A 13,292-nucleotide genomic window follows, 5' to 3' on the forward strand; every position below is an offset into this window, starting at 1 on the left:
GGCTTTTTGCCATATAATATGTGGCTCGAAACGGTCTGGAGTTTGTTAGCTATGGCTAACCAAAGAATCCGTATTCGTCTCAAGGCCTTTGATCATCGTCTGATTGATCAGTCTGCCCAAGAGATTGTGGATACGGCCAAACGGACAGGCGCGCAAGTAACGGGGCCAATCCCGCTGCCTACGCGTAAAGAACGCTTTACAGTGCTGGTCTCTCCGCACGTAAACAAAGATGCGCGAGATCAGTATGAGATCCGCACCCACAAGCGGCTGGTTGATATTGTCGAGCCTACGGATAAGACCGTAGACGCGCTGATGAAGCTGGATCTGGCTGCTGGTGTGGACGTGCAGATCAGCCTGGGTTAACAACGGGCGGGTTTATCCCGACAGGTTGTGAAGAGGTAAACAATGGCGATTGGTGTGATCGGTCGAAAATGCGGCATGACCCGGGTCTTCACTGAAGAAGGTGTCAGTGTGCCGGTGACTGTGATTGAGGTTGGCCCTAACCGGGTTTCCCAGGTCAAGACCGAAGAGTCGGATGGCTATCAAGCCGTGCAGGTAACTGTCGGTGAGCGCCGTGCCAGCCGCGTGACTAAGGCGCAAGCCGGTCATTTCGCGAAAGCTGGTGTTGAGGCGGGCCGTGGTGTCTGGGAATTCCGTGCTGAAGCTGGTGAGTTTGAGGCGGGTTCTTCGGTGACTGTTGAGGGGTTTGAGGCTGGCCAGATGATTGATGTCACTGGTACCTCCAAGGGTAAAGGATTTGCTGGCGGTGTTAAGCGCTGGAATTTCAGTACCCAGGACGCCACTCACGGTAACTCCTTGTCTCACCGTGCTCCGGGTTCTATTGGTCAAAACCAGACCCCGGGTCGAGTGTTTAAAGGCAAGAAGATGGCCGGTCATCTGGGTGCAGAGCGTGTCACCGTCCAGAATTTGGAAGTGGTGCGTGTCGATGCTGACAAGAATCTGTTGCTGGTTAAAGGTGCGGTCCCCGGTGCTACCGGTGGTGATGTGATCGTGCGTCTGGCAGTGAAGGCGAAGGCCTGAAAGAGGAATAGAGGATGAATCTCAATACTGCCTCTGGAGGTACCGTTACCGTTTCCGAAGTCGCCTTCGGCAAGGACTTTAACGAGCCTCTGGTTCATCAGGTTGTGACTGCGTTTCTGGCTGGTGCCCGTCAGGGTTCTAAGGCTCAGAAAAACCGTTCCGATGTGAGTGGTGGTGGTCGTAAGCCGTGGCGTCAAAAAGGCACTGGCCGTGCGCGAGCGGGTACGATTCGTAGCCCGATCTGGCGTGGCGGCGGCAAGACTTTTGCTGCGGTACCGCGGGACCACTCTCAGAAAGTGAACCGTAAAATGTACCGCGGTGCGCTGCAGTGCATTATGTCTGAGCTTGTTCGTCAGGAGCGCTTGGTTGTTGTTGATGAGTTTACTGTGGACTCGCCGAAGACCAAAGCTGTTGCGGCAAAGCTGAAAGGTATGGAGCTGACTAGCGTGCTCATCGTCACTGACAATGTTGACGAGAACCTGTTTATGGCTTCACGTAATTTGCCGAAGGTTGATGTGCGCGATTCTCAGGGCGTTGATCCGGTGAGTCTGATTGCTTTCGAGAAGGTGCTGATTACTGTGCCGGCTCTGAAGAAGCTTGAGGAGGCCCTGGCATGAATCAAGAGCGTATTTTGCAGGTGCTGCGTGCGCCGCATGTTTCTGAAAAGGCCACTGTTCAGGCTGATCAGAACAACACCTTTGTATTTAAGGTTGCTAAAGATGCGAGCAAGCTGGAAATAAAAAAAGCAGTAGAAGCGCTTTTTGAAGTGAAAGTTGAAGCTGTTCGTACCGCCAACATGAAAGGCAAGTCCAAATTCTTTGGTCGCGTAGCGGGTAAGCGCGTTGACTGGAAGAAGGCCTATGTTTCCCTCGCGGAAGGCCAGGACATTGACTTCCTGGGCGCAGAGTAAGGAAGGGAGTAAGGAATAATGGCGATTGTAAAGTGCAAGCCGACTTCTCCGGGCCGCCGCTTTGTAGTCAAGGTGGTCAACGAAGATCTGCACAAAGGTGCTCCCTACGCGCCACTGTTAGAAGCCAAGGCGAAAAACGGTGGTCGTAACAACAACGGTCGTATTACCACTCGTCATAAGGGTGGCGGTCACAAGCAGAAGTATCGTGTGATCGATTTCCGTCGTAACAAAGACGGTATCGCCGGTGTTGTTGAGCGCCTGGAGTATGACCCGAACCGTACCGCGCATATTGCGCTGGTGAAGTACTTGGACGGTGAGCGTCGATACATTCTGGCTCCTAAAGGGCTGAAAGCAGAAGATCGTATCCAGTCCGGTGAAGATGCACCGATTAAGCTGGGTAACGCACTTCCGCTGCGTAATATTCCGCTAGGTTCCACTATCCACAATGTGGAAATGAAGCCTGGGAAAGGTGGTCAAATTGCTCGATCTGCAGGGACTTCCGTGCAGCTGTTGGCAAAAGATGGCCAGTATGTGACTCTGCGTCTGCGCTCCGGCGAGATGCGCAAAGTTCATGCTGACTGCAAGGCTACCATCGGTGAAGTATCCAACAGTGAGCACAGCTTGCGCTCATTGGGTAAGGCGGGCGCTAAGCGCTGGCGGGGTGTTCGACCTACCGTTCGCGGTGCGGCGATGAACCCGGTAGACCATCCACATGGTGGTGGTGAAGGGCGCAGCTCTGGTGGCCGTCATCCGGTTACACCTTGGGGTGTTCCGACCAAAGGCTACAAGACCCGTACAAACAAGCGCACGACCAAAATGATTGTGCGTGACCGTCGTAAGTAAGGGATAGAGAGAGGTTCAGGCTGTGCCACGTTCACTGAAAAAAGGTCCTTTTGTGGATCACCACCTGCTAGGCAAGGTGGAAGATGCGGTGGAAGCCGGCTCCCGTAAGCCGATTAAAACCTGGTCTCGCCGCTCCATGATCATTCCGGAGATGGTGGGCCTGACTATTGCGGTATATAACGGCAAGCAACATGTGCCGGTAATGGTTTCCGAGCATATGGTTGGCCACAAGCTGGGCGAATTTGCCCTGACCCGCAATTACCGCGGGCATGCCGTGGACAAGAAGGCTAAGCGATAAGGTGACAGTTATGGCTACTGAAGTTGCAGCCCGTCTGCGCGGTGCAAGAATTTCGGCTCAGAAAGCCCGCCTCGTAGCTGACCAGGTCCGTGGCCTGGAGGTTGAGAAGGCGCTGAATCTTCTGGAATTCAGCCCGAAGAAGGCGGCAAAAATCGTTAAGAAAGTGCTGGAGTCCGCGATTGCAAATGCGGAAAACAACGACGGCGCTGACGTAGATGAGCTGAAGGTGTCCACGGTATTCGTGGATGAAGGTATGACGATGAAACGGATTCGTCCGCGGGCCAAAGGCCGTGCAGACCGTATCCTAAAGCGTACTTGCCACATTACTGTGAAAGTCTCAGAAGGTCAGGAGTAACCAGATGGGTCAGAAAGTTCATCCGGTCGGTATTCGCCTTGGCATTGTCAAAGAGCATAATTCGCTTTGGTATGCCGGACCGAAGTCTTATTCAGACTGCCTGGTTACCGATCTACAAGTGCGTGAATATCTTTTTAAGCGCCTTAAAAGTGCATCGGTAAGCCGTATCAAGATCGAGCGTCCTTCTGAAAACGTTCGCATCACTATTGCTACTGCGCGTCCGGGTATTGTTATTGGCAAGAAAGGTGAAGACGTTGAGCGTCTGCGTCGGGATGTTGCGGCCAAGATGGGTGTGCCTGTGCACATCAATATCGAGGAAGTACGCAAGCCTGACTTAGATGCCCGCTTGGTAGGTGACAATGTCGCCGGCCAGCTGGAGCGTCGAGTTATGTTCCGCCGCGCTATGAAGCGTGCGGTACAGAACGCCATGAAGTCTGGTGCTGAAGGTATTCGTATTCAGTTGTCCGGTCGTTTGGGTGGTGCAGAGATTGCGCGTACCGAATGGTACCGCGAAGGCCGAGTGCCGCTGCATACTTTGCGTGCTGACATCGACTACGCAAGCGTACGTGCTGAAACCACTTACGGCACCATCGGTGTGAAGGTCTGGATCTTCCGCGGCGAAGTGCTTGGTGGCATGGAGCAGGTACAGGAAGAGCAGAAGCAGTCCAAGGGCGCGAAGAAGCGCGGCCGCGGTTAAAGGGTAACGAACGATGTTGCAGCCGAAGCGTACCAAATTCCGGAAAGTGATGAAGGGCCGTAACCGTGGCCTGGCACAGCGGGGCAGCAAGGTGTCTTTCGGCACCATTGGCCTGCAGGCGACTGGTCGTGGCCGTATTACTGCGCGCCAGATCGAAGCAGCCCGACGTGCAATGACCCGCCATATCAAGCGGGGCGGTAAAATTTGGATCCGGGTATTTCCGGACAAGCCGATTACCAATAAGCCTCTTGAAGTGCGGATGGGTAAAGGTAAAGGTTCTGTAGAGTACTGGGTTGCTCAAATTCAACCCGGGAAAATGCTTTACGAAATGGAAGGTGTGTCAGAAGACGTTGCGCGTGAAGCGTTCCGTCTGGCCGCGGCCAAGCTGCCGGTAAGCACCCGTGTCGTTACTCGGACGGTGATGTAAGCCATGAAAGCGAGCGAGCTGAAAGAAAAGAGTGTCGAGGAGCTGCAGCAGACGCAAATCGAGCTGCTTGAGGAACAATTCAAGCTGCGTATGAAGAGCGCGTCCGGTCAGATTTCTAAAACCCATGAGCTTGGGACGGTTCGCCGCAATATTGCGCGCGTAAAGACCATTCTGAGAGAGAAACAGGGTAACTAGTCATGGCAGAGGCGAACACAATGCGCCGGACCGCTACCGGCAAAGTCATCTCTAATAAAGGTGACAAAACTATCACTGTGTTGGTAGAGCGCCGGGTTCAGCACCCGATTTACGGCAAGATCATCAAGCGTTCCACTAAACTGATGGCGCATGATGAAGAAAATCAATGTCGTGAAGGTGACCTGGTCACCATCGAGGAGTGCCGGCCGCTGTCTAAGCGTAAAGCTTGGATGCTGGTTAACGTAGTTGAACAGTCTAAGGCCTAAACGGACCGTTGCTGTGGCTGCCTGTAAGGGCAGAGTTGGAGAGATTAAGCGATGATTCAGACCGAAAGCATGCTCGAGGTTGCTGATAACAGTGGCGCCCGTCGAGTACAGTGCATCAAAGTGCTGGGTGGTTCTCACCGCCGCTATGCAGGCATTGGTGACATCATCAAGGTCACAGTAAAGGAAGCGATTCCTCGCGGCCGTGTCAAGAAAGGCGACGTGATGACCGCTGTGGTTGTTCGTACCCGTAAAGGTGTACGTCGTCCTGACGGATCTTTGATTCGTTTTGATGAAAATGCCGCCGTGTTGTTGAACAACAACAAAGCACCGGTTGGTACTCGGATCTTCGGCCCAGTAACGCGCGAGCTGCGTACTGAGCAATTTATGAAGATCATTTCCCTGGCACCTGAAGTTCTGTAAAGGCGGGTGAAGGTAATGCTCAAGATTAAGCGTGATGACGAAATCATCGTAATTGCGGGAAAGGACAAAGGTAAGCGTGGCTCTGTTCAGCAAGTTCTGGACAATGGTCGCCTCATCGTTGCTGGCGTTAACATGGTCAAGAAGCATGTTAAAGCCAATCCTAACCGTGGTACTCAAGGCGGCATCGTAGAACAGGAAGCATCGCTAAACGCTTCCAACGTTGCCATCTGGAATCCCAAGACGCAGAAAGCGGATCGTGTGGGCTTCCGGTTTGAAGACGGCAAAAAAGTTCGCTTCTTCAAGTCCAACGGCGAAGCGCTGTAGGTTAGGTGACCCATGAGTGATCTGAAAAAGATTTATCAAGACGAAATCGCGCCCAAGCTGAAAGAAGAGCTTGGTCTCGGTAACATCATGGAAGTGCCGAAGATCACCAAGATCACCCTTAATATGGGTGTTGGTGAAGCTTCTGCGGATCGTAAAGCGATGGAAGGTGCTTTGTCGGATATGACGGCCATTTCTGGTCAGAAGCCGCTGGTAACCAACGCGCGGAAGTCTGTTGCAGGCTTCAAGATCCGTGAAGGTTGGCCGATTGGCTGCAAGGTGACCATGCGCAATCAGAGAATGTATGAATTCCTTGAGCGTCTGGTTTCTGTTGCCATTCCACGTATTCGTGACTTCCGTGGTTTGAATCCGAAATCCTTCGATGGCCGGGGCAACTTCTCCATGGGTCTGCGTGAGCAGATCGTGTTCCCGGAAATCGATTTCGACAAGGTCGATAAGCTGCGTGGTATGGATATTACGATTACCACTACAGCCAAGACTGATGACGAAGCACGGGCGCTGCTGCGCGCCTTCAACTTCCCGCTGAAGGGCTAAGAGGATTTATCATGGCTAAAGAATCCATGAAAAACCGGGAAGCAAAACGCACAAAGCTGGTTCAGCGTTTTGCCGCCAAGCGCTCAGCGCTTAAGGCGATCATCCAGGATCCCAATGCAGAACCTGAAGCGAAGTGGGATGCTCAGCTTCAGCTGCAAAAATTGCCGCGCGATTCTTCTCCGGTTCGTCAGCGTAATCGCTGTCGTCTGACCGGTCGTCCGCACGGTTACTACCGCAAATTCGGCCTTAGCCGGATCAAGCTGCGTGAAGCAGCGATGCGCGGTGACGTTCCAGGTCTGGTTAAAGCCAGCTGGTAATAAGCCAAGAGTTTAGGTAGCGGAGCGATTGCGGCATGAGCATGCAAGATACCCTGGCGGATATGTTTACACGTATCCGTAACGCCCAGATGGCCAAGAAAGTACAGGTAGAGATTCCTGCTTCAAAAGCAAAGGAAGCTGTTGCCAAAGTACTGAAGGACGAGGGCTACATCGCAGGTTACGAAGTAACTGGCGATAAAAAACCGGTAATGACGGTTGAGCTTAAATATTACGAAGGCAGTCCGGTGATCGAGAAGATTGCACGGGTAAGCCGTCCTGGTCTGCGGGTTTATAAGTCCGCGGGTGAGATCCCCAAGGTTAAAGATGGCCTTGGTGTTATGATCGTATCCACTAATCAGGGCATTATTTCTGACCGCGCAGCGCGCAAAGCCAATATTGGTGGCGAGCTGATCTGCGAAGTGTCCTAACAGAAGCGGCGTAGACAGGTTAGGTGCAGCAATGTCTAGAGTAGCAAAAAGTCCGGTAAATCTGCCTAAAGGCGTCGAGGTTAAAATCGATGGCCAAAAAGTCGCTGTAAAAGGTGGCAAAGGCAGCCTGGAGCATGAAGTTCACGAGCTGGTAGCAGTGTCCTTGGAAGATGGCGTGGTGTCGGTTAAACCCCACGACGACTCTCAGAAGGGCTGGGCGTTAGCTGGAACCACGCGTGCTCTGCTGAATAACATGGTAACCGGCGTTGCCGATGGGTTTGAGCGTAAGCTTCAACTCTTGGGTGTTGGTTACCGCGCGCAGGCTCAGGGCAAGGTTCTTAACCTGACCCTCGGTTTCTCCCATCCGGTGGCTTACCAATTGCCAGAAGGGATTACCGTTGAAACTCCGAGCCAGACAGAAATTGTCATTAAAGGCATTGATAAGCAACTGGTAGGTCAAGTTGCTGCCAATGTTCGGGCCTTCCGTCCGCCTGAGCCTTACAAGGGCAAAGGGGTGCGCTATGCTGATGAGCAAGTGCGCCGTAAGGAAGCCAAGAAGAAATAATCGTCGAGATTGATGCCATGAAAGACAAAAAAGTTGCACGTCTACGCAGGGCCAAACGCACTCGTCTGAAGATTCGCGAGTTGGGTGAAGTTCGCCTTTGCGTACATCGTACCCCGCGTCATATTTATGCGCAGGTAATCTCTGCGGCAGGCGACCAGGTGTTGGCTTCTGCCAGCACAGTGGAGAAAGATTTGCGTGCTGACGCTACCGGCAACGCTGATGCAGCGACCAAAGTTGGTCAGATCATCGCTCAGCGTGCTAAAGAAGCGGGCATTGAGCGCGTAGCCTTTGACCGTTCTGGTTTTAAATATCACGGTCGCGTAAAGGCGCTGGCTGATGCCGCGCGTGAAAACGGGCTTGAATTCTAAGGGTGCTTGGTTATGGCGAAGGTTGATCCCAACGAAGGTCTGCAGGAAAAACTGGTTCAGGTAAACCGGGTTGCTAAAGTAGTAAAAGGCGGCCGGATTTTTGGTTTTACCGCGTTGACTGTAGTGGGTGACGGCAAGGGTAAAGTTGGCTTTGGTCGTGGTAAGGCGCGTGAAGTGCCTGCTGCTATCCAGAAAGCCTTAGAAGCTGCCCGCCGCAACATGATTCAGGTGGAGCTGAATGGCACCACCATCCAGCACCCAATGAAGGCCCGTCATGGTGCCTCTAAGGTGTACATGCAGCCGGCCGATGAAGGTACCGGTGTGATTGCCGGCGGTGCTATGCGCGCCGTACTGGAAGTCGCAGGCGTTCAGAACGTACTGGCCAAATGCTACGGCTCCACAAACCCGGTAAACGTGGTTCGGGCTACCTTCAATGGTCTGAAATCCATGGCTTCTCCGGAATCTGTGGCTGCCAAGCGTGGCAAGTCTGTTGATGAGATTCTGAACTAAGCGCAGATAAGCGGAATCGATACGATGGCTGAAAAGATCAAGGTAAAGCTGGTTAAGAGCACCAACGGCCGGCTTGAAAAGCATAGGGCTTGTGTGCGTGGTCTCGGTCTGCGCCGCATTGGCCACACCGTTGAAGTTGAAGATACCCCGTCAGTGCGCGGCATGATTAACAAGGTGTCGTACCTGGTGCAGGTAGAGGGAGAATAAGTGATGCGTCTTAATGATTTGCATCCCGCTGAAGGTTCCCGTCCGGAAGGTAAGCGCGTAGGTCGCGGTATCGGTTCCGGCTTGGGTAAGACTGGTGGCCGTGGTCATAAAGGTCAGAAGTCTCGCTCCGGTGGTTCTGTAAAGCCCGGTTTCGAAGGTGGTCAAATGCCGCTGCAGCGTCGTGTGCCGAAGTTCGGTTTCACGTCCAAATTGGCAATGGGTACCGCTGAGGTCCGTCTAGCTGAACTAGCGAAAGTGGAAGGTGACGTGATCGATCTGGCTTCTTTGAAAGCAGCCAACATTGTTCGTCGTGACATGAAGCGCGCTAAGATTGTTCTGCAAGGTGAAATCGATCGCGCAGTGACCGTTCGTGGTGTTGCCCTTACTAAAGGCGCCCGTGAAGCGGTTGAAAAAGCTGGCGGTAAAGTCGAAGAGTAAGGCTGCGCTTTATGGCGAAGAATCGCGCTCAAACACTAAATGGTGGTGCGCCCAAAGCAGACGGTAACGCAATGCGTGAACTCTGGCGGCGTATCGGTTTTCTGTTGGGCGCCTTGGTGGTGTTCAGGGTCGGGGCGCATATCCCGGTCCCGGGCATGAACCCGGAAGCGTTGCAACAGATGTTCAACAACAACCGGGACACCATTCTTGGCCTGTTTAACATGTTCTCTGGTGGCTCACTGGAGCGCATGAGTATTTTTGCGTTGGGCATTATGCCCTATATCACGGCTAGCATTGTTATTCAGCTGATGACTGCTGTGGTACCAACCCTAGAACAGCTTCGCAAAGAAGGTGAACAGGGGCGGCGTAAAATAACCCAATACACACGTTACCTAACGGTGGTTTTGGGGGCGATCCAGTCTTTTGGCATGGTTGCCGGTCTCAATAGCCAAGGCATTACACTGCTGCCGGAGACGGCCAGCACTATGCAGCTTGCCAGCTTCTATTTTGTTGCTGTCAGCACATTGGTTACTGGTACCGTTTTCCTGATGTGGCTGGGTGAACAAATTACAGAGCGCGGTATCGGCAACGGTATTTCCATGCTGATTTTCGCCTCTATTGTGTCAGGCCTGCCTGGTGCGGTAGCACAGACCTTTGAGTCTGCGCGAACCGGAGATCTGAGCCTGATCATGATGTTGTTTGTGTTCCTGGTTGCCATGGCCGTGATTTTCGGTGTGGTCTATGTGGAACGTGGACAGCGTCGTATTACCGTAAATTACGCACGTCGCCAACAAGGCCGTCGAGTGTATGCGGCGCAGCAGAGTCATCTGCCGCTGAAAGTGAACATGGCAGGCGTTATTCCTGCGATTTTTGCCAGCTCAATACTATTGTTTCCGGCGTCATTGACCCAGTGGTTCAGTGACTCCAATCCGGATTCTTGGTGGGGTCAGGCATTGCGCAATGTGAGTGAAGCTCTGCTGCCGGGTACGCCGCTGTATATTTTGCTGTTTACCTTGGCAATTGTATTCTTTTGCTACTTTTATACAGCGCTGGTGTTTAATCCGAAGGATGTCGCTGACAACCTGAAGAAATCCGGCGCTTATATTCCGGGCATTCGCCCGGGCGAGCAGTCCGCTCGCTATATCGACACAGTGATGGGCCGTTTGACTCTGATCGGTGCGGTATACATGACGCTGGTGTGCTTACTGCCGCTGGGTCTGCAAGCTGTTGCCAATGTGCCCTTCTACTTGGGTGGTACCTCTTTGCTGATCGTCGTGGTTGTGGTAATGGACTTCTGGTCACAGGTTAATTCGCACCTGACGTCCACCCAGTACGAGAAGTTGATGAAGAAATCCAACCTGAAAGGGTATGGTGGCACCGGTCTGGTGCGTTAACGAACGAGGCGAGTGCGATGAAAGTTCAGGCTTCTGTAAAGAAGATCTGCCGTAACTGCAAAGTGATCCGTCGTAAGGGGCGTGTCATGGTAATCTGCAGTGCCGAACCCCGGCACAAGCAGCGCCAAGGTTAAGGTTTTAGTCTTCTTTTAAGTGTTTGGTTGAAATTCAGTCGGCGTAGCGCTAGACTCTGCCGCCTTTCGGCGCCTATGAGCCTGGCGCCACCCGTTTTGTGAATCGGAGATATTCGGATGGCCCGTATTGCAGGCGTTAACATCCCGGAAAATAAGCACACGGTGATTTCTCTCACCTACATCTTCGGGATCGGTCGTACCCGTGCAGAATCTATCTGTGCAACGACCGGTATTGAGCAGACCGCGAAAGTTCGCGAGCTGACCGGTGAGCAACTTGACGCCATTCGTGGCGAGGTTGCCAAGTTCTCTACCGAAGGTGACCTGCGCCGGGAAATCAACATGAACATCAAGCGTCTGATGGACCTCGGTTGTTACCGTGGTATTCGCCATCGTCGCGGCTTGCCGCTTCGCGGTCAGCGTACCAAGACCAATGCGCGTACCCGTAAAGGTCCGCGTAAACCGATTCGCAAATAAGCTGAATTAGACAGCGGCTGGATTTGGATAGGCATTATGGCTAAGTCAAAGAAAGATAGTGGCGCACGTCGTAAGAAGGTAACGCGTACCGTTGCAGACGGTATCGCCCACGTGCACGCTTCCTTCAATAACACCATCATCACAATCACTGATCGTCAGGGCAATGCGTTGTCTTGGGCGACTTCTGGTGGTGCTGGTTTCCGTGGTTCCCGTAAAAGTACCCCGTTTGCTGCCCAGGTGGCGGCTGAGAACGCGGGTAACGCAGCGAAGGACTACGGTCTGAAAAATCTTGAAGTGCGGGTGAAAGGCCCAGGTCCGGGTCGTGAATCTTCTATTCGTGCCCTGAATGGCTGCGGTTACAAGATCACCCATATTGAGGACGTAACGCCGATTCCCCATAACGGTTGCCGTCCGCCTAAAAAGCGTCGCGTGTAACGGGAGTTAGAGCAAGATGGCAAGATACATCGGTCCCAAGTGCAAGCTTTCCCGTCGAGAAGGCACTGATTTGTTCCTGAAGAGTGGTATTCGCCCTCTGGAATCCAAGTGTAAAGCTGACCAGGCTCCTGGTCAGGCTGCTGGTGCGAGCGGCCGCCGCCCAGCACGGTTGTCTGACTACGGCGTGCAGCTGCGCGAGAAGCAAAAAGTTCGTCGTACCTATGGTGTGTTAGAAAAACAGTTCCGTAGCTACTATAAAAAAGCCGCTGCCTCCAAAGGTGCTACAGGCGAAGTTCTGCTGCAGCTTTTGGAAGGGCGTCTGGATAACGTGGTTTACCGTATGGGCTTTGGCTCTACTCGTTCCGAAGCGCGTCAACTGGTTAGCCATCGTGCCATTCTGGTTAACGGTCAGTCCGTGAATGTTGCTTCTTACCAGGTTAAGCCTGGCGATCAGATCAACGTTCGTGAGAAGTCCAAGAACCAGCTGCGCGTGAAAAACGCCATGGAGCTCGCTCAGCAGCGTGGCTTTATGCCGTGGATTGAAGTTGATGATAAGAAGCTGGAAGGTACCTACAAGGCTAAGCCTGAGCGTATCGACCTGCCTGCCGAGATCAACGAAAATCTGATCGTCGAGCTGTACTCCAAGTAAGGACTGCCTGAGGGATCTCTATGACCGCCGTGAACGACTTTCTCACGCCCCGCTCGATCGCGGTCAACGCGATCAACCAGACTCACGCTAAAGTGGTTCTGGAACCGCTGGAGCGTGGTTTTGGGCACACCCTGGGGACTGCGCTGCGCCGCATCTTGATCTCCAGCATGCCTGGCTGTGCGATCACCGAGGTGGAAATCGACGGTGTGCAGCATGAATACTCTTCCATTGAAGGGGTGCAAGAAGATGTGATCAATATTCTTCTTAACCTCAAAGGCGTTGCCTTAAAAATGGAAGATAGCGAAGAAACGACCCTTGAGCTGGTCAAGAAAGGTCCTGGTGTCGTTACCGCGAATGATATCCAGCGTGATCACAGCGTTGAGATTGTTAACCCGGATCACCTGATCTGTACGATTACTGGCGACACCGAACTGCGTGTGAAGCTGAAAGTACAGAAAGGACGCGGTTATGTCGCAGCGGATTCCCGTCAGTCTGAAGATGACGAAACCCGCGGAATTGGCCGTCTGCAGCTGGATGCCAGTTACAGCCCAGTTCGTCGTGTCGCGTATGTGGTCGAAGCGGCACGCGTTGAGCAGCGTACTGATTTGGACAAGCTGGTCATTGATCTGGAAACAGACGGAACCATTGAGCCAGAAGAAGCGATTCGTCGTGCAGCAACAATTCTGCAGCAGCAAATTGCGGTGTTTGTAGATTTGGAACAGGATGCCAAGCCTGAGCCGAAGCAAGAACGTGAGGAGATCGATCCTATCTTGCTACGCCCGGTTGATGATCTTGAGCTAACGGTTCGCTCCGCTAACTGTTTGAAAGCGGAAAACATCTACTACATCGGTGATCTGGTACAGCGTACCGAGGTCGAGCTGCTGAAAACCCCGAACTTGGGTAAGAAGTCGCTGACCGAGATTAAAGATGTGCTGGCCTCTAAAGGGCTTTCACTGGGTATGCGTCTGGAGAACTGGCCACCGGTCAGCCTTCGCGACGATGACCGGTTGAACGCCAAGTTGCGCTAATTAGTTGTTGTGGACGC

The 13,292-nt window shown here is 53.0% G+C and carries 27 protein-coding genes; all 27 read left to right on the forward strand.

Features of this window, described 5'->3' with window-relative positions:
- The first annotated feature begins 51 nt into the window (after window positions 1-51).
- The 27 genes from rpsJ to rpoA all read left to right on the forward strand — a co-directional run bounded on the left by rpsJ (window position 52) and on the right by rpoA (window position 13,275).
- Window positions 52-363, forward strand: a complete 312-nt coding sequence (rpsJ, locus tag AS19_RS02070; RefSeq protein WP_007148458.1) for a 30S ribosomal protein S10 — start codon at window positions 52-54, stop codon at window positions 361-363.
- 42 nt (window positions 364-405) lie between these two features.
- Complete coding sequence (gene rplC / locus AS19_RS02075; protein ID WP_011587690.1) at window positions 406-1,041, forward strand: 50S ribosomal protein L3; 636 nt, start codon at window positions 406-408, stop codon at window positions 1,039-1,041.
- A gap of 14 nt (window positions 1,042-1,055) precedes the next feature.
- On the forward strand, window positions 1,056-1,658 hold the full coding sequence (gene rplD / locus AS19_RS02080) for a 50S ribosomal protein L4 (RefSeq protein ID WP_011587691.1): 603 nt from the start codon (window positions 1,056-1,058) through the stop codon (window positions 1,656-1,658).
- Window positions 1,655-1,951 (forward strand): 50S ribosomal protein L23, encoded by a 297-nt coding sequence (gene rplW, locus AS19_RS02085; RefSeq protein WP_011587692.1) that lies wholly within the window; start codon window positions 1,655-1,657, stop codon window positions 1,949-1,951. The genes rplD and rplW overlap by 4 nt, the downstream gene beginning before the upstream one ends.
- Window positions 1,952-1,969: 18 nt before the next feature.
- Window positions 1,970-2,794, forward strand: a complete 825-nt coding sequence (gene rplB / locus AS19_RS02090) for a 50S ribosomal protein L2 (protein WP_011587693.1) — start codon at window positions 1,970-1,972, stop codon at window positions 2,792-2,794.
- A 22-nt stretch (window positions 2,795-2,816) separates the two neighbouring features.
- Window positions 2,817-3,092, forward strand: a complete 276-nt coding sequence (rpsS, locus tag AS19_RS02095; protein WP_007151633.1) for a 30S ribosomal protein S19 — start codon at window positions 2,817-2,819, stop codon at window positions 3,090-3,092.
- 10 nt (window positions 3,093-3,102) lie between these two features.
- A complete protein-coding gene (gene rplV / locus AS19_RS02100; RefSeq protein ID WP_007149326.1) occupies window positions 3,103-3,447 on the forward strand; it encodes a 50S ribosomal protein L22 in 345 nt (114 codons plus the stop codon).
- 4 nt (window positions 3,448-3,451) lie between these two features.
- On the forward strand, window positions 3,452-4,144 hold the full coding sequence (rpsC, locus tag AS19_RS02105) for a 30S ribosomal protein S3 (protein WP_007149325.1): 693 nt from the start codon (window positions 3,452-3,454) through the stop codon (window positions 4,142-4,144).
- 13 nt (window positions 4,145-4,157) lie between these two features.
- Window positions 4,158-4,571, forward strand: a complete 414-nt coding sequence (gene rplP, locus AS19_RS02110) for a 50S ribosomal protein L16 (protein ID WP_007150407.1) — start codon at window positions 4,158-4,160, stop codon at window positions 4,569-4,571.
- 3 nt (window positions 4,572-4,574) lie between these two features.
- Complete coding sequence (rpmC, locus tag AS19_RS02115) at window positions 4,575-4,766, forward strand: 50S ribosomal protein L29 (protein ID WP_011587694.1); 192 nt, start codon at window positions 4,575-4,577, stop codon at window positions 4,764-4,766.
- A 2-nt stretch (window positions 4,767-4,768) separates the two neighbouring features.
- Window positions 4,769-5,032, forward strand: a complete 264-nt coding sequence (gene rpsQ, locus AS19_RS02120) for a 30S ribosomal protein S17 (protein ID WP_011587695.1) — start codon at window positions 4,769-4,771, stop codon at window positions 5,030-5,032.
- A 51-nt stretch (window positions 5,033-5,083) separates the two neighbouring features.
- Window positions 5,084-5,452 (forward strand): 50S ribosomal protein L14, encoded by a 369-nt coding sequence (gene rplN / locus AS19_RS02125; RefSeq protein WP_007151625.1) that lies wholly within the window; start codon window positions 5,084-5,086, stop codon window positions 5,450-5,452.
- Between the two features lie 15 nt (window positions 5,453-5,467).
- Window positions 5,468-5,776, forward strand: a complete 309-nt coding sequence (rplX, locus tag AS19_RS02130) for a 50S ribosomal protein L24 (RefSeq protein WP_011587696.1) — start codon at window positions 5,468-5,470, stop codon at window positions 5,774-5,776.
- A gap of 12 nt (window positions 5,777-5,788) precedes the next feature.
- Entirely contained in the window at window positions 5,789-6,328 is a 540-nt protein-coding gene (gene rplE, locus AS19_RS02135; protein WP_011587697.1) for a 50S ribosomal protein L5, read from the forward strand.
- A gap of 11 nt (window positions 6,329-6,339) precedes the next feature.
- On the forward strand, window positions 6,340-6,645 hold the full coding sequence (gene rpsN / locus AS19_RS02140) for a 30S ribosomal protein S14 (RefSeq protein WP_011587698.1): 306 nt from the start codon (window positions 6,340-6,342) through the stop codon (window positions 6,643-6,645).
- 35 nt (window positions 6,646-6,680) lie between these two features.
- A complete protein-coding gene (gene rpsH, locus AS19_RS02145) occupies window positions 6,681-7,073 on the forward strand; it encodes a 30S ribosomal protein S8 (RefSeq protein ID WP_011587699.1) in 393 nt (130 codons plus the stop codon).
- Between the two features lie 31 nt (window positions 7,074-7,104).
- Window positions 7,105-7,638, forward strand: coding sequence for a 50S ribosomal protein L6 (gene rplF, locus AS19_RS02150; RefSeq protein ID WP_011587700.1), 534 nt, complete (start codon window positions 7,105-7,107; stop codon window positions 7,636-7,638).
- Window positions 7,639-7,655: 17 nt separating this feature from the next.
- Window positions 7,656-8,006, forward strand: coding sequence for a 50S ribosomal protein L18 (rplR, locus tag AS19_RS02155; RefSeq protein WP_011587701.1), 351 nt, complete (start codon window positions 7,656-7,658; stop codon window positions 8,004-8,006).
- 12 nt (window positions 8,007-8,018) lie between these two features.
- Entirely contained in the window at window positions 8,019-8,516 is a 498-nt protein-coding gene (gene rpsE, locus AS19_RS02160; protein WP_035459318.1) for a 30S ribosomal protein S5, read from the forward strand.
- Window positions 8,517-8,540: 24 nt separating this feature from the next.
- Entirely contained in the window at window positions 8,541-8,723 is a 183-nt protein-coding gene (gene rpmD, locus AS19_RS02165) for a 50S ribosomal protein L30 (protein ID WP_007149547.1), read from the forward strand.
- A gap of 3 nt (window positions 8,724-8,726) precedes the next feature.
- Window positions 8,727-9,161 carry a 50S ribosomal protein L15 gene (gene rplO, locus AS19_RS02170; RefSeq protein WP_011587703.1) on the forward strand — a complete coding sequence of 145 codons (435 nt, stop codon included), beginning with the start codon at window positions 8,727-8,729 and terminating at the stop codon, window positions 9,159-9,161.
- An 11-nt stretch (window positions 9,162-9,172) separates the two neighbouring features.
- Window positions 9,173-10,555, forward strand: a complete 1,383-nt coding sequence (secY, locus tag AS19_RS02175) for a preprotein translocase subunit SecY (RefSeq protein WP_011587704.1) — start codon at window positions 9,173-9,175, stop codon at window positions 10,553-10,555.
- Window positions 10,556-10,572: 17 nt separating this feature from the next.
- On the forward strand, window positions 10,573-10,689 hold the full coding sequence (gene rpmJ / locus AS19_RS02180; protein WP_008928865.1) for a 50S ribosomal protein L36: 117 nt from the start codon (window positions 10,573-10,575) through the stop codon (window positions 10,687-10,689).
- Window positions 10,690-10,806: 117 nt separating this feature from the next.
- Window positions 10,807-11,163, forward strand: coding sequence for a 30S ribosomal protein S13 (gene rpsM / locus AS19_RS02185; protein WP_011587705.1), 357 nt, complete (start codon window positions 10,807-10,809; stop codon window positions 11,161-11,163).
- A 36-nt stretch (window positions 11,164-11,199) separates the two neighbouring features.
- A complete protein-coding gene (gene rpsK / locus AS19_RS02190) occupies window positions 11,200-11,598 on the forward strand; it encodes a 30S ribosomal protein S11 (protein ID WP_011587706.1) in 399 nt (132 codons plus the stop codon).
- 16 nt (window positions 11,599-11,614) lie between these two features.
- Window positions 11,615-12,247 (forward strand): 30S ribosomal protein S4, encoded by a 633-nt coding sequence (gene rpsD / locus AS19_RS02195; RefSeq protein ID WP_011587707.1) that lies wholly within the window; start codon window positions 11,615-11,617, stop codon window positions 12,245-12,247.
- A 20-nt stretch (window positions 12,248-12,267) separates the two neighbouring features.
- Window positions 12,268-13,275, forward strand: coding sequence for a DNA-directed RNA polymerase subunit alpha (rpoA, locus tag AS19_RS02200; RefSeq protein WP_011587708.1), 1,008 nt, complete (start codon window positions 12,268-12,270; stop codon window positions 13,273-13,275).
- Window positions 13,276-13,292 lie beyond the last annotated feature (17 nt).

Source organism: Alcanivorax sp. NBRC 101098 (assembly GCF_001010505.1).
Classification (GTDB): Bacteria; Pseudomonadota; Gammaproteobacteria; order Pseudomonadales; family Alcanivoracaceae; genus Alcanivorax; species Alcanivorax borkumensis.